The 23,664-nt window shown below is 59.1% G+C and carries 25 protein-coding genes; 12 read left to right on the top strand and 13 right to left on the bottom strand.

Features of this window, described 5'->3' with window-relative positions:
* The first annotated feature begins 1 nt into the window (after position 1).
* The gene (locus tag AACY07_RS06460) at positions 2-943 is read left to right on the top strand and encodes a class I SAM-dependent methyltransferase (RefSeq protein ID WP_339474017.1); all 942 of its coding nucleotides are present in this window, start codon (positions 2-4) and stop codon (positions 941-943) included.
* Between the two features lie 216 nt (positions 944-1,159).
* Here the strand turns inward: AACY07_RS06460 and AACY07_RS06455 are convergent, their stop codons facing one another.
* Positions 1,160-1,678 (bottom strand): Dps family protein, encoded by a 519-nt coding sequence (locus AACY07_RS06455; RefSeq protein WP_339474016.1) that lies wholly within the window; start codon positions 1,676-1,678, stop codon positions 1,160-1,162.
* A gap of 203 nt (positions 1,679-1,881) precedes the next feature.
* On the opposite strand from AACY07_RS06455, the gene AACY07_RS06450 reads away from it, so the two are divergent.
* Both AACY07_RS06450 and AACY07_RS06445 read left to right on the top strand, forming a co-directional pair.
* A complete protein-coding gene (locus tag AACY07_RS06450) occupies positions 1,882-2,577 on the top strand; it encodes an AzlC family ABC transporter permease (protein WP_133077207.1) in 696 nt (231 codons plus the stop codon).
* The gene (locus AACY07_RS06445) at positions 2,574-2,885 is read left to right on the top strand and encodes an AzlD domain-containing protein (RefSeq protein WP_133077208.1); all 312 of its coding nucleotides are present in this window, start codon (positions 2,574-2,576) and stop codon (positions 2,883-2,885) included. Before AACY07_RS06450 ends, AACY07_RS06445 begins: the two co-directional genes overlap by 4 nt.
* Here AACY07_RS06445 and AACY07_RS06440 read toward each other — a convergent pair.
* From AACY07_RS06440 to AACY07_RS06430, 3 genes are all read right to left on the bottom strand, one after another.
* Positions 2,833-3,027 (bottom strand): hypothetical protein, encoded by a 195-nt coding sequence (locus AACY07_RS06440; RefSeq protein WP_257622833.1) that lies wholly within the window; start codon positions 3,025-3,027, stop codon positions 2,833-2,835. The two genes, AACY07_RS06445 and AACY07_RS06440, sit on opposite strands and share 53 nt — an antisense overlap.
* A gap of 95 nt (positions 3,028-3,122) precedes the next feature.
* A complete protein-coding gene (locus AACY07_RS06435; protein ID WP_019826144.1) occupies positions 3,123-3,317 on the bottom strand; it encodes a hypothetical protein in 195 nt (64 codons plus the stop codon).
* 159 nt (positions 3,318-3,476) lie between these two features.
* On the bottom strand, positions 3,477-3,827 hold the full coding sequence (locus AACY07_RS06430) for a hypothetical protein (RefSeq protein ID WP_133077210.1): 351 nt from the start codon (positions 3,825-3,827) through the stop codon (positions 3,477-3,479).
* A 231-nt stretch (positions 3,828-4,058) separates the two neighbouring features.
* Between AACY07_RS06430 and AACY07_RS06425 the strand changes: the two genes are divergently transcribed.
* The gene (locus AACY07_RS06425; protein ID WP_339474013.1) at positions 4,059-4,877 is read left to right on the top strand and encodes a shikimate 5-dehydrogenase; all 819 of its coding nucleotides are present in this window, start codon (positions 4,059-4,061) and stop codon (positions 4,875-4,877) included.
* Between the two features lie 38 nt (positions 4,878-4,915).
* Here AACY07_RS06425 and AACY07_RS06420 read toward each other — a convergent pair whose 3' ends face one another.
* From AACY07_RS06420 to AACY07_RS06395, 6 genes are all read right to left on the bottom strand, one after another.
* Entirely contained in the window at positions 4,916-5,587 is a 672-nt protein-coding gene (locus AACY07_RS06420; RefSeq protein WP_339474011.1) for a YceH family protein, read from the bottom strand.
* A gap of 171 nt (positions 5,588-5,758) precedes the next feature.
* Complete coding sequence (locus AACY07_RS06415; protein WP_339474008.1) at positions 5,759-7,075, bottom strand: MFS transporter; 1,317 nt, start codon at positions 7,073-7,075, stop codon at positions 5,759-5,761.
* A gap of 190 nt (positions 7,076-7,265) precedes the next feature.
* Positions 7,266-7,916 carry an N-carbamoylsarcosine amidohydrolase gene (locus AACY07_RS06410; RefSeq protein ID WP_339474006.1) on the bottom strand — a complete coding sequence of 217 codons (651 nt, stop codon included), beginning with the start codon at positions 7,914-7,916 and terminating at the stop codon, positions 7,266-7,268.
* Positions 7,917-7,925: 9 nt separating this feature from the next.
* On the bottom strand, positions 7,926-8,681 hold the full coding sequence (locus AACY07_RS06405) for a maleate cis-trans isomerase family protein (protein ID WP_445261358.1): 756 nt from the start codon (positions 8,679-8,681) through the stop codon (positions 7,926-7,928).
* 11 nt (positions 8,682-8,692) lie between these two features.
* Positions 8,693-9,529: an alpha/beta fold hydrolase gene (locus tag AACY07_RS06400; protein ID WP_339474005.1), complete on the bottom strand. Its 837-nt coding sequence runs from the start codon at positions 9,527-9,529 to the stop codon at positions 8,693-8,695.
* Complete coding sequence (locus tag AACY07_RS06395; RefSeq protein ID WP_339474003.1) at positions 9,526-10,674, bottom strand: FAD-dependent monooxygenase; 1,149 nt, start codon at positions 10,672-10,674, stop codon at positions 9,526-9,528. Before AACY07_RS06395 ends, AACY07_RS06400 begins: the two co-directional genes overlap by 4 nt.
* A gap of 338 nt (positions 10,675-11,012) precedes the next feature.
* On the opposite strand from AACY07_RS06395, the gene AACY07_RS06390 reads away from it, so the two are divergent.
* The 4 genes from AACY07_RS06390 to AACY07_RS06375 all read left to right on the top strand — a co-directional run bounded on the left by AACY07_RS06390 (position 11,013) and on the right by AACY07_RS06375 (position 16,905).
* Complete coding sequence (locus AACY07_RS06390) at positions 11,013-12,050, top strand: 2,5-dihydroxypyridine 5,6-dioxygenase (protein WP_219261494.1); 1,038 nt, start codon at positions 11,013-11,015, stop codon at positions 12,048-12,050.
* Between the two features lie 150 nt (positions 12,051-12,200).
* A complete protein-coding gene (locus AACY07_RS06385) occupies positions 12,201-12,665 on the top strand; it encodes a MarR family winged helix-turn-helix transcriptional regulator (RefSeq protein WP_219261493.1) in 465 nt (154 codons plus the stop codon).
* A 176-nt stretch (positions 12,666-12,841) separates the two neighbouring features.
* On the top strand, positions 12,842-13,330 hold the full coding sequence (locus tag AACY07_RS06380; RefSeq protein ID WP_339474001.1) for a (2Fe-2S)-binding protein: 489 nt from the start codon (positions 12,842-12,844) through the stop codon (positions 13,328-13,330).
* Positions 13,331-13,344: 14 nt separating this feature from the next.
* Entirely contained in the window at positions 13,345-16,905 is a 3,561-nt protein-coding gene (locus tag AACY07_RS06375; protein ID WP_339474361.1) for a molybdopterin cofactor-binding domain-containing protein, read from the top strand.
* Here the strand turns inward: AACY07_RS06375 and AACY07_RS06370 are convergent.
* Entirely contained in the window at positions 16,899-17,558 is a 660-nt protein-coding gene (locus tag AACY07_RS06370) for a TetR family transcriptional regulator (protein ID WP_133077222.1), read from the bottom strand. The two genes, AACY07_RS06375 and AACY07_RS06370, sit on opposite strands and share 7 nt — an antisense overlap.
* A 96-nt stretch (positions 17,559-17,654) precedes the next feature.
* On the opposite strand from AACY07_RS06370, the gene AACY07_RS06365 reads away from it, so the two are divergent.
* From AACY07_RS06365 to AACY07_RS06355, 3 genes are read left to right on the top strand one after another with little or no spacing between them, the layout of a single operon-like run.
* On the top strand, positions 17,655-18,842 hold the full coding sequence (locus AACY07_RS06365; RefSeq protein WP_339473998.1) for an XdhC family protein: 1,188 nt from the start codon (positions 17,655-17,657) through the stop codon (positions 18,840-18,842).
* The gene (locus tag AACY07_RS06360) at positions 18,839-19,483 is read left to right on the top strand and encodes a nucleotidyltransferase family protein (RefSeq protein ID WP_339473996.1); all 645 of its coding nucleotides are present in this window, start codon (positions 18,839-18,841) and stop codon (positions 19,481-19,483) included. The genes AACY07_RS06365 and AACY07_RS06360 overlap by 4 nt, the downstream gene beginning before the upstream one ends.
* Positions 19,480-19,989: a DUF1993 domain-containing protein gene (locus AACY07_RS06355; protein ID WP_133077225.1), complete on the top strand. Its 510-nt coding sequence runs from the start codon at positions 19,480-19,482 to the stop codon at positions 19,987-19,989. Before AACY07_RS06360 ends, AACY07_RS06355 begins: the two co-directional genes overlap by 4 nt.
* Before the next feature lie 56 nt (positions 19,990-20,045).
* On the opposite strand, the gene sstT is transcribed toward AACY07_RS06355, so the two are convergent.
* Complete coding sequence (sstT, locus tag AACY07_RS06350) at positions 20,046-21,278, bottom strand: serine/threonine transporter SstT (RefSeq protein WP_133077226.1); 1,233 nt, start codon at positions 21,276-21,278, stop codon at positions 20,046-20,048.
* 266 nt (positions 21,279-21,544) lie between these two features.
* Here sstT and AACY07_RS06345 point away from each other — a divergent pair, with 266 nt between their 5' ends.
* Entirely contained in the window at positions 21,545-22,708 is a 1,164-nt protein-coding gene (locus AACY07_RS06345) for an MFS transporter (RefSeq protein ID WP_339473993.1), read from the top strand.
* On the opposite strand, the gene nhaR is transcribed toward AACY07_RS06345, so the two are convergent.
* Positions 22,695-23,594, bottom strand: a complete 900-nt coding sequence (gene nhaR / locus AACY07_RS06340) for a transcriptional activator NhaR (protein ID WP_133077228.1) — start codon at positions 23,592-23,594, stop codon at positions 22,695-22,697. The genes AACY07_RS06345 and nhaR overlap by 14 nt on opposite strands.
* Positions 23,595-23,664: the final 70 nt, after the last annotated feature.

The raw sequence follows: 23,664 nt of genomic DNA, 5'->3' as shown, positions 1-23,664 counted from the left end.
GATGACTCCTGAAGCGTTAACCACTCTGCATTTGCACCTATTGACTGCTCTGGACGCTGCGCCCGAAGAAACCCGGCGTTTGTTTCATGGGCGCGGACGGTGCTGGCCGGGGCTTGAGCAGTTGACAGTCGACTGGCTGCAAGGCGTGGTACTGGTCTCGCTGTTCAAGGAGCCCGATGCCGGGCATCTTGAGGCCTTGAAGCAGCTGTTGATGACGCTCGTGCAGTCCCCTTCATGGCGAGCCAGCGGGGCCCACACGCTGGTGCTGCAACATCGCTATACGTTGCAGAGCGACACTGAATGGCTGGTGGGTGAGGCGGTTGATGAGTGGACGCTGACCGAAGGCGGGTTGCGCTATCGAGTGGACCTGGGCCGCAAGCAGAACAACGGCCTGTTTCTGGACATGCGTTACGGTCGGGACTGGGTGCGGGCCAACGCCGAGGGCAAGTGGGTCTTGAATCTGTTTGCCTATACCTGCGGCTTTTCAGTGGCCGCGATCGAAGGCGGTGCGCAGCATGTGGTCAACCTCGACATGTCCCGTGCGGCGCTGAGCCGTGGGCGCGACAACCATCGGTTGAACGGACATGACATGAGCAAGGTGACGTTTCTGGGGCATGACCTGTTCAAGTCCTGGGGCAAGGTGAAAAGCACCGGCCCTTATGATCTGGTGATCATCGACCCGCCGTCGTTTCAGAAGGGCAGCTTTCTGCTGACCAAGGATTACCAGCGGGTAGTGCGCCGGTTGCCTGAGTTGCTGAGCGAAAACGGCACGGTACTGGCCTGCATGAACGACCCGGCACTGGGTTCGGACTTCCTGATCGATGGCGTTACCCTTGATGCGCCGAGCCTGCGTTTTGTCCAGCGCCTGGATAACCCGCCGGAGTTTCCTGATGCCGACGCAGAATGCGGTTTGAAAGCGCTGGTGTTCAAACAGGGCGTTTGACGGGCAAAAAAAGGCCCGCTGGGGGAGTTGCGGGCCAAGGGGTTCATTGAATGAGCAATGAGCGCAGCGAATATACCGCCCGCTGCGCTCAAAGACTGTGAAACAAAATTCATCTTTCTTGTGGAAGCGGGCTTGCTCGCGATGGCATCGACCAGGTGCTCTGGCCGAACCGCTTCGCCCGTATCGCGAGCAGGCCGCTCCTACAACATTTGCCGGTTACTTGGTGCGCGACGACTCGAACAGGAACCACACGCGGCGCTCGGCTTCATCGATCCAGTTTTCCAGCAGGCTGGTGGTGGCCACGTCTCCGAGTTCGGAGCACATGTCGTGGGTTTCACGCATGTACGCGGCCAGCTGGATGTTGTCTTCGCGCAGCTCTGCCAGCATGTCTTCCGGGGTTACGAAGTCGGCATCGTTATCCAGCAGGCGCTGGAGCTTTTTGACATGGCCAATCGAGCGAATGGTCGTGCGCCCCAGCTTGCGTACGCGTTCGGCAATGGCGTCGGTGGTCGCATAGATCTGATCGGCCTGCTCGTCCAGCAGCAGATGAAAGTCACGGAAATGCGGGCCGGACATGTGCCAGTGGAAGTTCTTGGTTTTCATGTAAATGGCGAAGGTATCAGCCAGCAGCGCATTCACTTCGGCCGCAATGTTGATACAGGCTTTTTCGCTTAGTGCCGAAGGTGTCCGCAGATCGGCCTTTCTGCTTTCCTTCGCGGATTTCAGGTCTGTCATGGTGGTTCCTCGTGGCAGCGGTTGATCGGAATAACGTCACTTGAGTGCGGCTGACTAAAGACCAGGATCAGCCTCTCGTCAAACGCGTCGGGGCGTCTCAAACAGCCCGCGTAAAGTTTTGAGGGCCTGTGAGCAAGATCGTTCAAGACTTTCTTCTGTCAGGTTGCGACCCTTTGCCGCTGCTTACTGCCGGAATGTTTGTAATGTCTGATTCCCTTGCTCGATCCGCGTTTGTGCGCGGCACCATGGCCTGTCTTCCGCTCACGCTGGCGTGTGCCCCTTGGGGGTTGCTGGCGGGGTCCACTGCGATTGATGCCCAATTGACCCCGGCGCAAAGCCAGGGGCTCTCGCTTTTTGTGTTTGCCGGTGCGGCGCAATTGGTGGCGATCGGCATGATCAAAGGAGGGGCCAGTGCGATTTCGATCCTGGTGACCACCTTGCTGCTGACGTCACAACATTTGCTCTATGCCATGCATTTGCGACCGGTGGTGGCGCCACTCGAACCGAGATGGCGTCTGGGGCTGGGCTTTTTGCTGACCGATGAGTTCTTTGCCCTGGTCAGCCCGTTTGACCAGAAGACGTTCAATCGCTGGTACGCGCTGGGCGTGGGGCTGTGCATGTACGTGGGCTGGAATATTTTCACCCTTCTGGGCGTGGTGCTGGGCAAGAGCATCCCGGGGCTGGACCAACTCGGGCTTGAGTTCTCGATTGCCGCAACCTTCATAGCGTTGATTACGCCCATCGTGCGCAATGTTCCAACCATTGTGTGCGTGGCGGTCTCATTGTTGAGCGTGGTGCTGTTCAGTTACTGGCAGTGGGAGTCGGCCATTGTGCTGGCAGGGCTGGCGGGTATGGTCGCGGGTTATCTGTGCAAGCGGCTGGGAGGGTACTGGGCATGATTTGGATCATTATTGCCGGGATGACGCTGATTCTGTTTTTCAACCGCTACCTGTTTTTGGAACCGCGGCTGCCGATTCGCTTGAATCGTGGGGTGAGGGAGTTTTTGGGATTTGCGGTACCGGGGATGCTCACGGCGATTTGCGGGCCGATCATCTTCGTCAAGAATCACGAGGTTGACCTGAGCCTGGGCAACCCGTACCTGCTGGCCGGGCTGTGCGCCATAGGGCTCATGCTCTGGAGCCGCAACGTACTGCTCAGTGTCGCGTTGAGTGTGGGGCTGTTCTATCTGTTTCGCTGGTGGCTTTGATTTGCGCTGCGGCGCGGGAAGTAAAGGGGCCGCTCAGGGCGACGCCGTCACTGACCACATACCAGCACGCCAGCAGGCCGTCCGCGCGAAGCGGAGCGGGGACTGCACTGCCGATGACCGACATGACATGAATCTTGGGCATAAACACCTCCTTCAAACAATGTCGCTACCTTACGGGCTGGGCCGCTGCGCAAAAAATCATTGCGCGTGATAGTCGTCATTGATGCCGATGAGGTGTCAGTCAACCACTTGGTCGAGCATGTGCATGACTTCCTGATCGCTCAGCAATCCCTCGCGTACGAGGTGCTGGGCCAGCAGTGACACCAGCTTGGCGGTGCGATGGCCCTCGAGCTGCTTGAGCTCGGTCAGGGTGTTGTAAACCTTGCTTGAAGTGCAGAGCCCGACGATGTGGTGCGGGTTTTGTGTAGGCATAAAGGTCGTCCTTGTTTTTATGAGTGTGCCGATGATCGCGCCTGTGGCGCTCCATAATGCCGCAGTCCGGGCCACTAGGGTGTCTCATCCGCGACATTCACAGTGTCAATTGGGCCCTGCCGGCAGCTGCAAAAGCCTGCCGGTTTGCCTGCGCCGGTGTTACCAGCGCGGCGGGCCGTAATAGCCCCGTGGCGGGCCGTAGTACGCCGGGTGTGGCCGACCGTAGTAGCCCTGGTAATAAACGGGCTGAGGCGGCTGGACATACACCGGTTGTGGCTGGTAGTAGACCGGTGGGGCCTGAACGTAAACAGGTTGCGGCTGGACATAGACCGGTTGCTGAACGTAAACCGGGCGTGGCTCGGGGCCAGCAATGATTGAGCCTACAACTGCGGCGCCGACTACAGCGCCAAAAATGGCAGGTCCGGGCCCCCAACCACCATGAGCAGATGCCTGGCCTGCGACAGCCAGAGCGCCGATAAGCAAAGCGACTTTGGGGATGGTACGCATCATGACGATTCCTCGAATTTCAGCCCCGACTTTTGGCCTGCACCAGGCCACGGATAATCGCGGGGATAACGTTAAGACCGTGTTTTATTAAAAAACTGCGAAGCGCTTTGGTAAATTTTGTGTAAGGTCTGCGGGCGCTGAGACGTTTCAGCGCTTGCAGCTGCAATATGATCTAACAAAATTTCCGGTACGGCTTGTGCCGTCCATCTAAAAGCATTCAGCAAGGAGATGAGCATGCAAATGAATCCGAATAAAGACACCCAACTGTGCATATCGCTGTCGGGCCGACCGGGGAACTTCGGACTGCGTTTTCATAATCATCTATACGAACAGCTGGGCCTGAACTTTTACTACAAGGCTTTCAGCAGCAAAGACCTCAAGGGGGCCGTGACCGGTATTCGCGCACTGGGGATTCGTGGTTGCGGTGTGTCCATGCCTTTCAAGGAAGCGTGCATTGAGCTGGTGGACGAACTGGACGCATCGGCCCGTGCCATCGCGTCGATCAATACCATCGTCAACACTGACGGGCACCTCAAGGCCTACAACACGGATTACATCGCCATCGCGCAATTGCTCGACAGTCACAAGGTGCCCAAGGACACCACTTTTGCATTGCGTGGTAGTGGCGGCATGGCCAAGGCCGTGGCTTCGGCGCTGCGCGACGGTGGCTATCGCAAGGGTGTGATCGTGGCGCGAAACGAAGCGACAGGAGGGGCGCTGGCGGCAAGTTGTGGCTACGAGTGGCAGCCGGAGTTGGCCGCGCACAGGCCCCGGATGCTGATCAATGTCACGCCGGTGGGCATGGCGGGCGGGGCTGAAGCCGACGACCTGGCCTTTGAGGCAGATGCCATCGATCAGGCCGATATCGTTTTTGATGTGGTGGCGATCCCGGTTGAAACGCCATTGATCGTGCGTGGTCGTGCCCAGGGCAAGCAGGTGATTACGGGCCTTGAGGTCATTGCAATTCAGGCACTGGAGCAGTTTGTGCTGTACACCGGCGTTCGACCGTCCGCCGAGCAGTTCCAGGCTGCGGTGGCGTTTGCCCGCAGCTGATTGCAGGGTCGGGCGAGTGACCTCGCCCGACACCCGCGTTACTCCAGCTCTGCCAGGCGAGCCTCTAGCGCTGCGATGCGCGCTTCAAGTGCTTCGAAGCGCTCCAGCGATACCGTGGAGCCACTGCTGCGCTCTGCAGGTTGTTGACGGCTGGCCAGGATTGTTTCGATGTCAGCCGGGTCGCCCAGTGCATGCATGTAGCGGTCTTCGCGCTGGCCGCTCTGGCGAGGCACCAGCAGCGCAAGATCACGGGCAATCAGGCGCTCCAGTTGATGCTGAACCTGTTCGGTGTCTTCGAAATCGTGCATGCGCGAGCTGCGGGTCAAGAGCTCGTTCAGGGTTTGCGGGCCCCGCAGAAACAGCAAGCCCAGCAGCACCACCTGGGCAGGCACCAGTTCCAGCGCCTTGTCGACCTTGTGCTCCCAGCGGTCAGCACGGCTGCCCATCACCAGCCGGGTAAAGCCGCGACCTTCGAGTGCGCGCAAGCTTTGTCCGACTTGTCCTTGAGTGAGATTGAGCACGGGTTCACGGCTGGTTTTCTGGTTGCACGCCAGAACCAGCGCGTTGAGCGTCAGGGGGTAGGTTTCAGGGTTGGTGGCCTGTTTCTCGATCAGGGAGCCGAGAATCCGGATCTCGATGCTGTTGAGCAGAGGTCCGGAGTCAGATTCGATCTGTGTGTTTTCTGAAAGCTGACTAGCGGGAACTTCCATTTTCTTCTCCAAATTGAGTAACCGTTGCCAGCGGTCATTGTGGAGTCTTTTGCACGATAGGGCGACTGCCGCGTCAAACCTGCGGAGGCGGGCTTGCGCGCGACAGTCATAGTGCGGTGAGCCGGGCTCGTCGCGATGCAGGTATCGCGAGCCAGCCCGCTCCCGGGGCTGTCAGCGGTTGACCAGTTTGGCTGGCAATGCGATCACCAGCAGGCTGCTCAGGAGCAGGCAGCCTGCGAAGAACCACAGCGCCCCTGAGCCGCTGCCGGTCACGTCAATGGCGATACCCATCAGCGAGTTGCTCACCAGTCCGGCGATATTGGCCAGCGAGCATGCCAGGGCAAACCCCGTAGCCGCTGCCCGCCCTTTGAGAAAGGTTGCCGGCAAGCTGAAAAACACCGGCACGGCACCGATGATGGCGGCCGAGGCAATGGCGAACAGCAAAACGGTGGCAAAGACGTTATGGCTGTAGAAAGTTGTACCGGCCATGGCGGCCGCACCGATCAGGAAGGGCACGATGATGTGCCAGCGGCGTTCGCGATGACGGTCTGAACTGGCGCCAATCAACAGCATGCCAATCAGGGCGGCGGCGCTGGGCAGGGCGGTCAGTACACCGATATGGAAGTTGTCGGCCACGCCCGCATTGCGAATGAAGGTGGGCATCCAGAACGCCATGGCGTAGGCGCTGAGCAGGATGGAAAAGTCGATACCGCCGAGCATCCAGACCTTGAGGTTGAAAAAGCCGTCGCGAAAGCTGTGCTTGCTGTTTTTGCCTTCGACGTCGTCCTTGCGCAGCTCGATTTCAAGCAGTGCTTTTTCTTCGTTGTTAAGCCATTTGGCGGTGTGATGGCTGTTGGGCAGGGCCCAGAACGTCAGAATGCCCAGCAAGACGCTGGGAATCGCCTCGATGATAAACAGCCACTGCCACCCCTTGAGCCCTGCCGTGTTGTCGAACGCGCCCATGATCCAGCCCGAAAGTGGTCCGCCGATCACGCTTGAAAGCGGCATGCCGATCATGAACAGGGCGATGATGCGTCCCCTGCGGTGGGTTGGAAACCAGGTGGTCAGGTAGTACAGCACCCCCGGCAGAAAGCCGGCCTCGGCCGCGCCCAGCAAGAAGCGCACAACATAGAACTGGGTGGGGGTGGTGACCAGCATGGTGCAGGCCGAGAGCAGGCCCCAAGTGATCATGATCCGGGCAATCCAGATCTTGGCACCGACTTTCTCCAGGGCCAGGTTGCTCGGCACCTCGAAAATGATATAGCCGACGAAAAACAGCCCGGCGCCAAGGCCGAACGCTGTTTCGCTGAACTGCAGGTCGCCCAGCATTTGCAGCTTGGCGAAGCCAATATTGATCCGGTCCAGGTAGGACGCCAGATAACAGAAGCAGAGGAAGGGGATGAGTTTCCAGGTGATCTTGCGATAGAGCACCTGGACCGGGTCCGCGATAACGGTCGCGGTGGTAGTACCAGCATTTGCAGAGGGCATGTGTGTCTTCCTGGCGGTGACTTTATGGTTGTTGTGTAGCCGCGATCAGTGCTTTGGCAGGCTCGTGAAGCGGCTTCCAAAGGCAGTGTCAGAAGACTGGGCAGGCCTGGTGAGGGCCCTTGCTCAGTAATGGTGACCAGTGCTCTACGGCCTGGTTCTATGGCAGATATCCCTGTCTGCCAGTTGTTGCCTAAACAGTTTTTGTGAAGTGATTCATGGCCTCCTGCTTGCTGACGACGTCGCCATACTTACTGTCGATATCAAACAGGTTGGCCTCGTGGGGGGCGCTGTGACGATCACCGACACATTCGCGCACCACGATGGTTCGAAAGCCGTGCTGCACTGCATCCACCGCCGTTGCCCGGATACACCCGCTGGTCGAACAACCTGCCAGAACCACAGTGTCGATGCCCTGGGCACGCAACAGTGATGCAAGGCTGGTGCCGAAAAACGAGCTGGCGTACTGCTTGCTGATGACGACTTCATCCGGGGTTGGCAGTACCTCTTCGCAGAAGGCGGCCAGCGGGTTGCCCTCCACCATGTCCCGCATGACCGGGGCCTTTTTTACCCAGATGCCGCCGTCAATAAAGTGACCGGGGTGGTAGCGAATATTGGTATGCACCACCAGCACTGCATTTTTGCGCGCGCAGGTTAGCAGTTCGACGCTTTCGGCCACAGCGCTGACGACGCCGGGTGCGAACAGCGGCGCATCTTTTTGTGTGTAGCCTTGCATGAAGTCGATCATCAGCAGCGCAGGCTTTTTACCAAAGCCTATGCGATGGCCCCATACACCTTGATAGTTGGCGTCTGCGCTTTGCTGTTCATTGTGGTGCTCGGTCATGACCCGCTCCTATTTGTATGCGCCGGACAGCAGAGCCCCGGCACCCGGCACGATGGGCTCCAGGTTGAGGGCCTTGAGCATGGCGTAGGTGGTGGCAATGGCGGCGGTGAGCACCGGCTTGCCGGTTTGCGCTTCAACCTGGGCAACCACGGGCAGTGATTGCATCTGCACGCAGGCCGACAGCACGATCACGTCCACGCCTTCAAGATTCATGCTGCTGACAATGGCGGGCAAGTTGGCCGGGTCGTGGCGGGCCACTTCCAGGTTGTCGGGGATTTCCAGGGCGCGCCAGTCCACCACCTCAAAGCCTTCTGCGCGGATGTAATCCACCACGAGTTCGGTCAGTGGTTTCATGTAAGGCGCGACGATGGCGATTTTTTTCGCACCCATTACCTCGAGGCCGTCGATCAAGGCACCGGCGCTGGTAATGACCGGGGCGTTGCCGTCATTCTCGGCAGTAGCCAGGGTCAGGCGTTGCTCGGATTTTCGGTGGTAGCCCAGTCCCATGGCCATGATTGCCACCAGGCAGGCGTAACCCAGAACGTCGACCCTGGCGTCGGACAGTTCGATCGCGCAGCGGTCGGATTCGCCGTCCATGGCTGCCAGTTCTTCTTTGCGCACCTGTTTCATGCGCATGCGGCTGGAGTGAAAGGTAAAGCGTTCCGGGCGGATCAACTGGCGTGCGGTCAGCATCGCCGGGATCTCGGTTTCCATGGTGGTGTTGGAGCTCGGCACAATCTGGCCGATACGGTAAGGCTTGATCACGGGATGTCTCCTTAAACGGTGCGCTGAGTGCGGGTCGGGGGGTGGTCATAAAACTCGCCAAAGGTGGCGAGGAAACCCTCAAGATCGTCCCACGGGATCATGTGGCCAGCGTTCTCGACACGAGCAATGTTGATGGCAGGGTTAAGGTCGAGGATTTCTGCTTCGTCCTCATCCAGGATCACGCCACCACGTCCGGCGACCATCAGCAGGGTGGGCACCGCCAGTTTCGGCAGGTCCTGATGGAAATCCACGTCATGGAAGTCGTTAAAAGCGCGAACGATGGCGGGTTCATGACAGGTGTGCAGCCACTCGGCGCGCAGTTGCAGTTGCTCCAGGGTCCAGGTCGGGCAAAAGGCACGCATGGCCTGTGCATCCATCCCGGTCACGGCCTGGCGGATTGAGTCCACGTACCACGCCAGCTTGCTTGGGTATTCGCGTCGACCGGGGCCGGAGACAGGCGGGTCGATCAGTACCAGGCTTTGCAGCCCGGTCGGGTTGCGTGCCGCGCTGCGTACGGCAAAGCGCGCACCCATGGAGTGGCCGGCGAGGTGGTAGTGGGTAAAGCCCATTGCCCGGGCAAAGGCGGCGATGTCATCAGCGCAGGCGTCGGTGCCGTAGTCCAGGCCGGTGCCGCTGGAAGAAAGGCCGCGCCCCCGGGCATCGAGTACGTACGTGTCAAAATGCTCACCCAGCCTTTCGGCCACGAAGCCCCAGGTAATGGCCGGGCTGGTGATGCCGGGAATCAGCAAGAGAACCGGTTTTGTACCGTTTTCCTGCCCGCCATAGCGCAGGTAATGCTGGCGTATGCCGTTGGCCTGGACATTGGCGCCGTGGATAAAGGTGCTCATGCCAGGGCTTCCGATTCAAGTGAGTGGCTGTAGATGTCGTAGCCATAAACCCAGGCCGGATCTTCCTGGGTACGCAGCCAGGTATTGGCATTGGACACCGCCTGTACCCGTGAGGCGCGATCCTTGCGATTGGCTTCGTACAGTTCGAAAGCGGTGCGGTAATCGCTCAGACCGGTTTCTTGCAGGCAGCGGGTCAGCATGGCAGCGTCTTCAATTGCCATGCCGGCGCCTTGGGCCATGTGCGGTTTCATGGGGTGGCAGGCGTCGCCGAGCAATACCAGACGGCCACGGCTCCAGAGAGGGAGCGGGTTGCGATTGAGCAGGGGCCATTTACTGACGCTTTCACTGGACTCGATCAGTGCCTGGACAGTCGGGTTGTAGTCGGCGAACGCTTCACGCATTTCCTCGCGGCTGCTGTCGACAAAACTGCCCTGAAAATCCCAGGCCGCATGCGGCACGCCTGTGACGTAGTAGTACTCATCGCGCTTGGCAGTGGTGTGGTAGACCATCATGTGGCGATCTTCGCTCCACCACTTCACGCAGTTCTCGAAGTTCAGGTTGTATTTGGCCAGTGTTTCGCTGCGGATCAGCGCGCGGTGGGCCACCCAGCCGCTGTATAGCGGCTTTTCTGCGCCAAGCAATTCTTCACGGATTTTTGAGTTGATGCCATCGGCGCCAATGACGATATCGGCCTCGGTGCTGGTGCCGTCGCTGAAGTGCAGGCGCACCAGGTTGTCGGTTTCTTCAAGGCGAGTCAGGCATTTGTTGAAGTGGGTGGTGCCCGGCGCGATGGTCGACATTTGCAGTGCATGCAAGTCGCCACGGTGAACCGTGATGTAGGCGGCGCCGTATTCCTTGCGGGCAAAATCACCGAGGGGGATGCGAGAAAGATAGTCACCGCTGGCGCCATCACGGCTGAACCAGAAGTCAGGGTGCGAGCCCATGTCGCTTAACTTCTGTTCGATGCCCATGCGGCGGAAGATTTTCATGATGTTCGGCCCCATGTGGATGCCCGCACCAATGCGGGAAAACGCGGGGGCCTGCTCATAAATATCGACCTGGAATCCGGCTTTTTGCAGCAGTGTTGCTGCCGCAGCTCCTCCCAGACCTGCACCGACAATGGCGATTTTTTGTTTTATGGGCATGCAAGGCTTCCTTTTTTTAGGGTGTTGCTGGCAAGAGTCGGGTTTGTGATTGCCAGTCATTTACAGTGTATACGCTATTTATTTTTGATTTGCATAGAGCCCTTTGAAAATAAAAACAGCCTGAATGGAGTTGGTGTAACGGCTGGTAACTACTGTTTGCTTGGGTTGTGTGAGTATGTAACGGCGATTTATTTTTTCGAATCAAGTGTGAAAATAATGAGCTATCAGCGCTAAATAGTGTGTACGCTTTAAATTGAGCCGTGGGATGCAACGCTGACTGCAAGGGCAGGGGGTGATGCACTCAACACATTCAGCGAGTCAATTGAGAGGAACCCCAAATGCCGGTAAGCGACTGCGAACTGACTCAGATGTTTGAGCACGTGTTGAAACTGTCAAAAGTGGATGCGACCCAAAGCGTCGCAGTGTTGAAAAGTCACTACTCCAACCCGCGCACGGTGAGGGCGGCGATGGAAGCGGCTCAGCGCCTGGGTGCGAAGGTGTATGCAGTGGAGTTGCCCTCGTTCAACCATCCGATGGCGATGGGCAATGACATGACGGCTTACTGCGGGGACACCGCGCTCACGGGCAATATCGCGGCGCAACGGGCGCTGGAGGCGGCAGATCTGGTGGTCGACACCATGATGTTGCTGCATTCCCCCGAGCAGGAGCAGATCCTCAAGACCGGCACGCGCATTCTGCTGGCGGTTGAGCCGCCTGAGGTGCTGGCGCGCATGCTGCCCACTCTGGCGGACAAAGAGCGGGTGATGGCGGCAGAAAAACTGCTCAAACAGGCGCGCTCCATTCATGTCAAATCCAGAGCCGGCAGTGATTTCAAGGCGCAGCTGGGGCAGTATCCGGCGGTAACCGAGTATGGGTTTGCCGATGAGCCGGGGCGTTGGGATCATTGGCCAAGCGGTTTTCTATTCTCGTGGCCCAATGAAGAGACGGCGCAGGGTGTATTGGTGATCGATGTGGGTGATATCGTCCTGCCGTTCAAGAACTACTCGCGCGAACAGATCACCCTGGAAATCGATCAGGGCTTCATTACCTCGATTCATGGCGGCTTTGAGGCCGAATACCTGCGCGATTACCTGAAGTACTTCAACGATCCTGAGGTGTACGGCATTTCCCATATCGGTTGGGGGCTGCAGCCGCGTGCCCAATGGACTGCCATGGGCCTGCACGATAAAAACGACGGAATGTGCATGGATGCCCGGGCGTTTGAGGGTAACTTCCTGTTTTCCACCGGACCCAACACCGAGGTCGGGGGCACGCGCAAGACGCCATGCCACCTGGATATCCCGCTGCGCCATTGTGATATTTATCTGGATGACCTGGCGGTGGTCACGGGCGGGGTGGTGGTTGCACCCCAGTAGAAGCCGCACAAGCGCGCCGCGATTATCCAAACCACGGGTGATCGCTAATGCCCTTCGCTAGCAGGCCAGCCCCCACAGGGGTTGGCGACAGAGTGGCTCGCGCAGGTTAAGGTCATCTCACCACTCACCCTTCACTTGATAGAGGCCGCTGTGCCGGATACGACAGACAAGCAATCAGGCAATCCTGTGACTTATGACTTTTCCCAGCAGGTAGGTCATTTGTTGCGCAAGGCTTACCAGCGCAACATGGCTATTTTTCAGCAGAACATCGGCAACTCGCAATTGACCGCCGTGCAGTTCATTACCCTGTGCGCGGTGCATGATCATGGGCCCAGCTCCTTGAGCGAGCTGATCAAGGCCACGGCAGTGGATCAGGCGACCATTCGCGGGATTGTCGAGCGCCTTCAGGCCCGTGACCTGATTGCCCTCAAGCCTGCGCAACAGGATAAGCGCAAGGTCATCGTCAGCCTCACCGAGGCGGGTGAGCAACTGGTGCGCGAAACCCAGCCCCATGCCGCTCAAGTGAGCGAGTTGACCATGAGCAGGCTCAATCCGGCCGAACGGGTAGCGATGCTGTATCTACTTCACAAAATGGTCGATGAGAGCGCCGATTAAACCATTTATGTCCTTTGGCATTGTTCTTGCCTTTATTTGGTGAAGTAGTTACTTCATCAAATTCGCGGTAACAGAGGCTCTGGATATGCAGGCCTTTGGGACGCACTTTTCATGAAGTAAACACTTAATAAGATCCGCTCAAACAGTGCGGACGTTGCTACCTGGGGAAGCCTTGCATGAGCGATCAAACCCTCACGCCTGTCAAAACGGTAACACTTGAAGTCAACGGGCAGCGGGTTGAGGTCACTGCAATGGCCGATACGCCCTTGCTGCTGGTACTGCGCAACGATTTGCAGTTGAACGGCCCGAAGTACGGCTGTGGCCTGGGCGAGTGCGGGGCGTGCACGGTGATCATTGACGGGGTAGCTGCCCGCTCCTGTGTTTTCCCACTGGCTGGCGCGCAGGGGCGAAGCATCACCACCCTTGAGGGTATCGGCACCCTTGAGCATCCGCACCGGGTCCAGCAGGCGTTCATTGATGAGCAGGCGGCGCAATGCGGTTACTGCATGAACGGCATGATCATGACTGCCAAGGCATTGCTTGATCGCAACCCGCACCCCAGCGAAGAGCAGATTCGAAACGAACTGTCAGCCAACCTCTGTCGCTGCGGCACCCATATCGAAATTATGCGTGCGGTCATGCTTGCCGCCCGTCCAAAGCCCTGAACGGATTGATGACTATGACCCTTACCACGCTCACCCGTGATCAGTTGTTGGCCAAGTCTGGCGTTTTGCTGATCGTCGATCAGATCCAGCCCCCCTCGGGTCCGGTGGCCAAGGGCGGTGTACCGGTGGTCAAGCCCAAGGAACTGGGTCTGTTTATTGCGGTAAACGATGACGGCCAGGTCTATGGGTTTAACGGCCATGTGGACTTGGGCACGGGGATTCGTACCTCATTGGCGCAGATCGTGGCCGAAGAGCTGGATCTGGCGCTGGAGCAGGTGTGCATGGTGCTGGGGGATACCGACAGTGCACCGAATCAGGGCGCAACCATTGCCAGTGCCACCATTCAGATCACGGCAATCCCTTTGCGCAACGCAGCCGCTGAAGCACGGCGTTTTTTACTGGCTCGGGCCGCACAGCAACTGGGTGTTGAGGCGGCGGCTTTGCAAACCGAACGTGGCATGGTCAAAAGTGCCGACGGACGCCAGCTCTCATTTGCCAGCCTGGTCGGGAGCGAGCGTCATGTGCTGAGTATTTCCGGCGATGCGCCTCTTAAGGCGGTGCAAGACTATCGATTGGTGGGCAAGGCCTCGGCCCGGGTGGATATCCCCGCCAAAGCCACGGGCGAGCTGATCTATGTGCATGACATGCGCCTGCCGGACATGCTGCATGGCCGGGTGATCCGCCCACCCTATGCCGGGCTGGACAGTGGCGAGTTTGTCGGCAACAGCCTGCTGGAGGTGGACGAGTCGTCCATCGCGCATATCCCGGGCATCGTCAAAGTGGTGGTGATCCGCGACTTCGTGGGTGTGGTCGCCCTGCGTGAAGAGCAGGCCGTGAAGGCTGCCCAGATGCTGAAAGTCACCTGGAAAGCCTGGAATCAAAAACTCCCCGACATGGATGATGTAGAGCAGGCGATCCGCGACAATCCTCGGGTGCAGCGTGTGGTGCTGGACAAGGGCGATGTCGAACAGGCATTGGCGCAGGCCAGTGAACGCATGCCTCGCACCTATTCGTGGCCTTATCAGATCCACGGCTCCATTGGTCCCTCCTGTGGTCTGGCGGACTATCAGCCAGAGCAGATACGGGTGTGGTCTGGCACGCAAAACCCTCATTTGCTGCGCGCGGACCTTGCCTGGTTGCTGGAGTATCCCGAAGAGCGCATTGAGATTATTCGCATGGAGGCGGCGGGGTGTTATGGGCGCAATTGCGCGGATGACGTGTGCGCCGATGCGTTGCTGTTGTCCCGGGCCGTGGGCCTGCCGGTACGCGTGCAACTGACCCGCGAGCAGGAGCACGTGTGGGAGCCCAAGGGCTCGGCACAGTTGATGGAAGTGGACGGCGGGATCAATGCCGACGGCGGTGTGGCCGGTTATGACTTTCAAACCAGTTACCCCTCGAACGGTGCGCCGACCCTTGCCTTGCTCCTGACGGGGCGTGTTGAACCTGTGGCGGCGATGTTCGAGATGGGGGATCGGACTTCGATCCCGCCTTATGATTTCGAGCACATGCGCGTCACGATCAACGACATGTCGCCGATCGTGCGAGCGTCGTGGATGCGCGGTGTGTCGGCGTTGCCCAATACCTTTGCCCACGAGTCGTATATCGATGAGTTGGCTTTCGCCGCAAAGGTGGATCCTGTCGAATACCGCTTGCGCTATTTGCACGATGATCGGGCTTCGGAGCTGGTCAGGGCTACGGCCGCACGTGCCGATTGGGTGGCGCGTACCGAGCCCATGCAAACCCCGGAACAGGACAATGTCCTGCGCGGCCGCGGTTTTGCCTACGCCCGCTACATCCATAGCAAGTTCCCCGGCTTTGGGGCGGCATGGGCGGCGTGGGTCGCGGATGTGGCGGTAGATCGGCTCAGTGGTGAAGTCTCGGTAACACGGGTGGTGATCGGCCATGATGCAGGGATGATGGTCAACCCGGCCGGGGTGCAGCATCAGATCCACGGCAATGTGATTCAGGCCACCAGCCGCGTACTCAAGGAGCGCGTCACGTTCGAAGAGTCCACCGTGAGCAGCAAGGAGTGGGGCGCGTATCCGATTCTGACGTTCAAGCAGGTGCCGAAAATTGATGTGCTGATGATGCCGCGTCAGCACGAGCCCCCCATGGGGGCCGGTGAGTCGGCGGGTGTGCCCAGTGCGGCTGCCATCGCCAATGCCATTTTTGATGCCACCGGCATTCGATTCCGGGAACTGCCGATTACCCCGGAGCGGGTGCTGGCGGCGCTCAAGCATTCACAGGAGGCGGCGGAGCCAGCCCCCGAAGAGATAAAACCCAAGCGTTCAAAGTGGTGGTTTGCGCCGTTGGTTGCCGGGTTCGGTGCATTGGTCGGCATGGCTGCTACGGCATTGCCATGGCGTGCCGAAATCGCCCCTATCGCACCTCCTGCATTGGGTACCTGGTCGGCGGCTACCCTGGAGCGAGGGCGGTTGCTGGCGGCGGTGGGTGATTGTGCGGTCTGCCATACAACTCCGGGCGGCGTGACCAATGCGGGCGGGCTCGAGATGCAGACGCCATTTGGCAAGCTGTACAGCACCAACATCACTCCCGATCCCGAGACCGGTATCGGCAAGTGGTCTTACACGGCGTTCGAGCGTGCCATGCGCGAAGGTATCAGCCGTGACGGCAAGCATCTGTACCCGGCCTTTCCTTACACCTCTTTTCGCAATATTGACGATGCCGACATGCAGGCGCTGTATGCCTATCTGATGTCGCAGGCGCCAGTCAGCCAGCCGGCCAAAGCCAACGACATGCAGTTCCCGTTCAATATGCGGCCGTTAATGGCGGGCTGGAATGCGATTTTTTTGCGCTCGGGTGAAGTCGAGGCGCAACCGCAGCGCAGCGCTCAATGGAATCGCGGCGCTTATCTGGTCAATGGCCTGGGACACTGTGCTGCCTGCCATTCGCCGCGCAACTTGATGGGCGCGCAGAAGGGCGGCGCGTCCTTTCTGGCTGGGGGCATGGTAGATGGCTGGGAGGCTCCGGCGCTCAATGGCTTGTCCAAGGCGCCGACGCCATGGACCGAAAATCAGCTGTTCACCTACCTGAGTACCGGTTACTCCGATGCTCATGGGATCGCGGCCGGGCCCATGGGGCCGGTGGTCAGTGAGTTGGCAAAGCTGCCTGATGCCGACCGCCGGGCAATGGCGGTGTACCTGGCCTCACTGAGTGCGGATGCGCAAGCCGCTCCCGAGCCGCAGCCAAAAGTCGAAGCTCGCATTGACGCGCAGGCGTTGAGCAATGGCCAGCGAGTCTTCGAGGGTGCTTGCCAGGCCTGCCATGCCGACGGCCTGGGACCAAAACTGTTTGGCGTCAGCCCGTCATTGGCCAGTAACAGCAACGTGCACAGCGCGCTGCCTGACAACCTGCTGAAAGTGATTTTGCAGGGCATCCCAACGCCCGCCACGGCAGACCTTGGCTACATGCCCGGCTTCAAGGACAGCCTGTCGAATCGTCAGATCAGCGAGTTGGCGGCGTACCTGCGCCACCGCTTTGCCCCGGCCGAACCTGCTTGGCAGGGGTTGCAGCAGAAGGTGGCGCACGTGCGGGCAAACCCGGGTACTCATTGATCGGTTGCAGCGCCCGGCAGGGTCATGACACCGCGTATGACCAGATCGCTGATAAACGTCAGCCAGTCTTGCTGCTGGCCTTTATCGGCGAGGTCCTGACCCAGGAAGGAAGTGAGCGTGTGTTGGTTCGAATTATAGAAATAGCACAGCGAGGCGATCATCAAATAAACGTGGTTGATGTCGACGTCCTTGCGAAAAAGCCCTTGGCGCTGGCCTTCCTCGATGATTGGCCGGATCACGCCGACAGTGGTGGCCGACAGGCGCCCCATCTCGTGGGATTGCCTGGCGTGTTTGCCTTTGTGCAGGTTTTCGATGGTCAGGATGGCTACGAATTCAGGGTGTGCAACGTAATAGTTCCAGAAAAACGCCACCTGTTGGCGCAAGGCCTCGACCGGCCTGGATGCGTCGGGGCGGTGCAGGCTTTCGGCCTGGTTGAAGGCCTCGTAGGTGTGCTCCAGCACCTGGACAAACAGATTTTCCTTGCTGGAAAAGTAGTAATAAATCATCCGGTCGTTGGACTCGGCTTCTTTGGATATCTGCTCAATGCGCCCACCGGCATAGCCGTCTCGGGCGAACACGGTAATGGCGGCCTTGAGAATGCGCGCTTTGGTCTGGTCGGCCTGGTGGGCCCGGACACCGGTTTTTTTGTTCACGCTGTTGTCCTCCACGATGACGTGTGGCGCTGTTTTTAACGAAGAAACTGCGGCGATGGTACGGCAATTAACTGAATAAGGCTGGGGGCGGCGGTGATGTCTGATTTGTATTGCTTGCTTGATGCGCTGGATGCGGCCGACAGAGGCAATGTCGATGTGGTGCTGGCCACGGTGGTCAAGGTAGAAGGTTCGGCTTATCGGCGGCCCGGTGCAAGGATGCTCATACCGCGTTTCGGCCAGGCCGTGGGTACGGTCAGCGGGGGGTGCCTTGAGCAGGAGCTGGTCAGGAAGGCCTGGTGGTTGACCGAGTCTGGAGAGCCGGTGATTCGCTGCTACAGCACGGCGGCGCAGGACGATGATGACCTCGATGAAGAGGGCGCGGAGCTGACATTTGGCCTGGGCTGCAACGGCACGGTGCATGTACTGCTTGAACGCTGTGAAGCGGGCAAGCCATCGTTGTTGCACCAACTGCTGCACGGTGTACGCACAAGCGGGCAGCCCGCGGCGCTGGCGACCGTGTTGTCGGCAGAAGACAGGCGTCGGGTAAAAATGGGTGCCCGGTTGGGGCTGAGCGCTCAGTCGCAACTTCGCGAGGGGTTTCATTGTGAGGTCCTCGCAAGCAAGGTTCAGGCGGATTTGATCGCGACCCTTGGGTGCAAGAAGTCGTCGCGGATGATCTATGACAGCGGTACGGGCGCCATTGAGGTGTTGCTTGAGTACATCGCGCCCCAGCGCCGGCTGGTGATTTTTGGCGCAGGCAACGACGCCCAGCCGTTGGTGCGCTTTGCCAGTGAGTTGAACTGGCAGGTGCATGTGGTGGACGGGCGGGCGAATTTCGCCCGCGCCGAGCGTTTCCCCGGTGCCAGGCACGTTCTGGTCGCGCCCATCGATCAGGCGTTCGATTTACAGGCAGTGGTGGACGGCGCGGCGGTGGTGATCATGACCCACAGCTATCGGCAGGACAGGCACTGGCTCAAAAACGTCCTGGCCTGTGCGCCGGCTTATGTCGGCCAGTTGGGGCCTAAAGATCGCACTGAGCGCCTGCTTCACGAGATGGGGGCCGGGTCCGCAGGGGCGAACGTTCATTACCCCATGGGGCTGGATCTGGGCGGCGATACACCAGAGAGTGTTGCCCTGGCCATTGTCAGTGAAATCAGCGCCTGCCTGAACCGGCGCCAGGGAGGGATGTTGAAACACCGCAAGACCACGATTCATGAGGCCACACAGGTTCATCTCACTGTGTTGCCTGAGTCGTTGCAGGTCGCAGGAGGCTACCGCAAATGATCGGGTTGACGAACACTCCGGTGGTGGCGGTGATACTGGCGGCAGGCATGAGTCGGAGGATGGGTGCCCAGAACAAATTGCTCCTGACAATCGAGGGTCAACCAATGGTCAGGCATGTTGTGCTGGCCGCACTGGCGTCCCGCTGCCACAAGGTGCTGGTGGTTGTGGGTCATGAAGCCGAATGCGTTCGGCAGGTGCTGTGCGACCTACCTGTGGAGTTTGTGCTCAATCCAGCCTTTGCTGAAGGGATTGGCGCATCGGTGCGTGCGGGCGCGCAGGCAGTCAGCCGCCAGCAGGCCGTGCTTTTTTGCCTGGCCGACATGCCAGGAGTCAGCGCCAGGGTGATCGATCGGTTGGTTGACGCCTTTGAGACAAACCGGGGGTTTATGGGTTTTGCCCCGGTTTTCAACGGAAAGCGCGGCAATCCCGTGCTCTGGGTACCGGGCTGTGTGTCGCGGCTCAGGGAAGCTGCAGGCGATGAAGGGGCGTGGGGGCTCTTGCGTCAGTATCGTGACAGGGTCATGGCGGTAGAAGTCACCAGTGAGTGGGTGATGGTTGATCTTGATACACCAGATGACTTCTGGCGTGTCTATAATCGCCGCACATCCAATCCCGCCCACAGACTGTCGAGACTTTCATGACTATCTCTCTGTACGCCGCTTCCGTTCCCGTGTTCAAACAAATGCTCAACGCCCTGAGCGGTGTTCTGACCAAGGCTGAAGCTCACGCAACGGCCAAGAACATCGACCCGAGCGTATTCTTGCAGGCGCGCCTTGCACCGGACATGTTCCCGCTGGTGCGTCAGGTTCAAATCGCCGTTGATTTCACCAAGGGTGTTTCGGGCCGTCTGGCTGAAATCGAATTGCCGAAGTACGACGACAGCGAAGTGACCTTTGCTGACCTGCAGGCGCTGATCAGCAAAGTGCTGGCCTTTGTTGACGGGATCAAGCCCGAGCAAATCGACGGCAAGGAAGGCATCGAAATCATCACCCGTCAGGGCACGCCGAAAGAAAAACGCTTCACCGGCCAGGCTTATCTGCTGACCTACGGCCTGCCGCAGTTCTTCTTCCATGTGACCACTGCTTACGCGATCCTGCGCCACAACGGCGTTGAAATCGGCAAGCGCGATTACATGGGCGCGTTCTAAGCAAATCTCCTGTGGAGGCGGGTCAAACCCGGCTCCCACAGGTTTTGCTGATTGACTCAGCCCTGCTGCAGGGTTGAGTCTTCCTTGGCCATGCAGGCCGCAGCCGTAAACAGTACGTCAGTGGACGAGTTGAGCGCGGTTTCTGCCGAATCCTGCAGGATGCCGATGATGAAGCCCACCGCCACGACTTGCATCGCAATCTCGCTCGGAATGCCGAACAGGCTGCACGCCAACGGAATCAACAGCAGCGAGCCTCCCGCCACACCCGACGCGCCGCAGGCGCAAATGGCGGCCACCACGCTCAGCAGGATGGCTGTCGGGATATCCACCGCAATCCCCAGCGTATGCACGGCTGCCAGACTCAACACGGTGATGGTGATCGCTGCGCCCGCCATATTGATGGTGGCACCCAGCGGGATCGATACCGAATAGGTGTCTTCGTGCAGGCCCAGGCGCTCACTCAATGCCATGTTCACTGGGATGTTGGCCGCCGAACTGCGGGTGAAAAACGCGGTAATCCCGCTTTCGCGCAGGCACAGGAACACCAGCGGATAGGGGTTGCGACGCAGCTTCCAGAATACGATCAGCGGGTTGACCACCAGCGCCACAAACAGCATGCAACCCATCAGTACCGTGAGCAGGTGCAGGTAGCCCAGCAATGCGCCGAAGCCTGAAGAGGCGAGGGTGGCAGACACCAGGCCGAAAATCCCCAGCGGTGCAAAACGGATAACCACGCGCACGATCAGGGTGACGCCGTTGGACAGGTCGTTAAGCACGGTGCGGGTAGTGTCGCCAGCATGACGAATGGCAATCCCCATGCCGATGGCCCACGCCAGGATGCCGATAAAGTTGGCATTGACCAAGGCGTTGACCGGGTTGTCGACCACGCTCAACAGCAGGCTTTGCAGCACTTCGCTGATACCGCCCGGGGCGGCAATGGCGATGTTTTCAGTGGCCAGAACCAGAGTCGACGGGAACATCATGCTGGCGATAACGGCCACGACTGCGGCAGCAAACGTGCCGAACAGGTACAAAACAAGGATCGGGCGAATATGGGTTTCCTGGCCGTGCTTGTGGTTGGCAATCGAGGCCATGACCAGCACAAATACCAGGATAGGCGCCACGGCTTTCAAGGCGCTGACGAACACCTTGCCGATGAAGGCCACCGAAAGGGCTGCGGAAGGCGCAAGCCAGGCCAGCAAAATACCGGCAATCAGCCCGATGACAATCTGAGTGACCAGGCTGGTGCTCTTGAGCTTTTGCAGCAGGGTGGGTGGAGCGGCAGTCATAAGGGGTTCTCTAGTCATTGAAAACTGTGGGGCGATCAGCGGTAAACGGGCAGGCTGATCGACGCAGTCGGCGGGGGGCGAACTTTATCATAGAGATGTAGGTGCTTTCCTACGTAGGGGCGATCTGCCACATCGGAGATAGAACGTGTCCGGAGTAGCATGGCTTCACGTTGAATCATTCTGTTAACATTGTGCACCCCCACACTTTTCTTCAAATCAGCGGGCCTTTCGGGCTTTCGCTGGTCTCGTTGTCTCTGGAGTTATTCATGCTGTTGCCCATCCTGCTGCTGTCTGCGGCCGGCTTTACTGTGCTTACTACCGAGTTTGTCATCGTCGGCCTGCTGCCTTCGATTGCCCGCGACCTTGAGGTCACCGTGCCCCAGGCCGGTTTGCTGGTGACCCTGTTTGCCTTTACGGTTGCGGCCCTTGGCCCGTTTTTGACTGCTTACTGCGCGCGCTTTGAGCGCAAACGCCTGTTTATCTCGATTTTGCTGATGTTCGCCTTCGCCAACACCGTGGCGGCACTGGCGCCGAATATTTGGGTGATGGCATTTGCGCGGCTTTTACCGGCACTGGGTTTGCCGGTGTTCTGGGCCCTGGCCAGCGAAACGGCAGTGGACATCGTAGGCCCGGATTACGCCGGGCGGGCGATTGCCAAAATCGGGTTCGGAATCGTCTGTGCGACAGTGTTTGGCATCCCGGTAGGCACCCTGATCTCGGATGCCTGGGGCTGGCGCAGTGCCTTCGGCATTCTGGCCGTTGTCGCACTGGCCAAGGCGCTGTTGCTGTGGATGTATTTGCCGGCCACCCGTGGCGTGAAAGAAAGCGTCACTCTGCGATCGCAATTTGCCCTGCTGCGCAGCCCGCTCATGATGGGTCACATCGTGCTCTCAGTGCTGGTGTTCAGTGGCATGTTCACGGCCTACACCTATCTGGCCGATATCCTTGAGCGTCTGGCAGGTTTCGACGGCACGCTGGTGGGCTGGTGCCTGATGGGCTTTGGCGCCGTTGGCCTGCTTGGCAACTCGTTGGGCGGACGGATGGTGGATCGCCACCCGCTGATTGCCTCGATGGTGTTTTGTGCCTTCATGATCGGCGGCCTGGTGGCGCTGGTGCCGAGCATTCACTCAACCCTGGGCCTTGCGGCGGCGATGGGTATCTGGGGTGTGACGCAGGCGGCCATATTCTTGGTCAGCCATGTGCGCCTGATGAAAGTTGCACCCCATGCGCCGGCATTTGCCGCGTCGCTGAATATTGCGGGGGCCAATCTGGGGATCGGCCTGGGCGCGATGGTAGGTGGGCGGGTCATTGATAACTATGGCCTGGGCAGCCTGGGGTATGCGGCTGCCGGGTTTATCTTGATCTCGATTCTGCTGGCCATGTTGCTGATGACCGCCAAGGTGCGCCCCGTGTGCGCTAGCGCGGGGTAAACAATTCGCGTCGGGCCCCCTCGGTGATTGCAACGATGCCGGGGTGGCGGATTTTTCGCTCGACGGTGATGGCGTAAAACGATTCGGTCACGGCTTCGGTGTGGCCGATCAACTCGACGTCAAACTGGCGTATCACTTCTTGGGCAATCACGCTCGGCGCAATAAATACGCCAATTCCGGACTGGCCAAAGGCCTGCATCAACGCGCTGTCATCGAATTCACCGACAATCCGCGGCTGTATCTGCTGCTCGGCCAGCCAGCGCAACAAGCGGCTTCGCAACACGGTTTCGGGTCCTGGAATCAGCAGCGGAGCGCCTTGCAGGCAATGGGGAAAGTTCTCGGAGTAATCTCTGGCAAGGGCCGGGGTGGCAAAGAAGCTGATACCGCATTCCCCCAGTTTCTGGCTAAAACCCTTGATGTCCAGGTGGGAGGGCATCGGGCTGTCTGAAATAACCAGATCGAGGCGTTGAATGGCCAGGTCTGCCAGCAGCCGATCAAGTTTGTCTTCGCGGCAGGTGATACGGATCGGCTCATCCAGTTCCATGGTCGGCGCGATCAGGCGATACACGATCGATTTGGGCACCACATCGGCCACGCCTACCCGAAACAGAATCTGCTGCTCCTTGGGCGCCATGCGCAGCATGCTTTCCAGTTCGCTGCCGAGCTGAAAGATCTGTTCTGCATAGGGCAATACCTGGCGCCCGGTCTCGGTCAGCTCCAGTTGGCGCCCAACCCGTCGAAACAAGGGCAGGCCATAGGTGTCCTCCAGCAGGCTGATTTGCCCGCTGATGGTCTGCGGGGTGAGGTTCAGTTGCTCGCAGGCGCGAACAATGCTGCCGGTTTTGGCGACGACCCAAAAGTAATGGAGTTGACGGTAATTTAGCATCTGCGCTGCAACACTTCGTAAAAATCGAAGTATAGCGCTTATAAATACGAATTTTCCTGAAGTGTTAGAC

The sequence above is a fragment of the Pseudomonas sp. RL_5y_Pfl2_69 genome (assembly GCF_963970465.1).
In the GTDB taxonomy this organism is placed as follows: domain Bacteria; phylum Pseudomonadota; class Gammaproteobacteria; order Pseudomonadales; family Pseudomonadaceae; genus Aquipseudomonas.
Note: the sequence above shows the minus strand (reverse complement) of the source record. Positions and strands in the feature narration are given on the sequence as shown.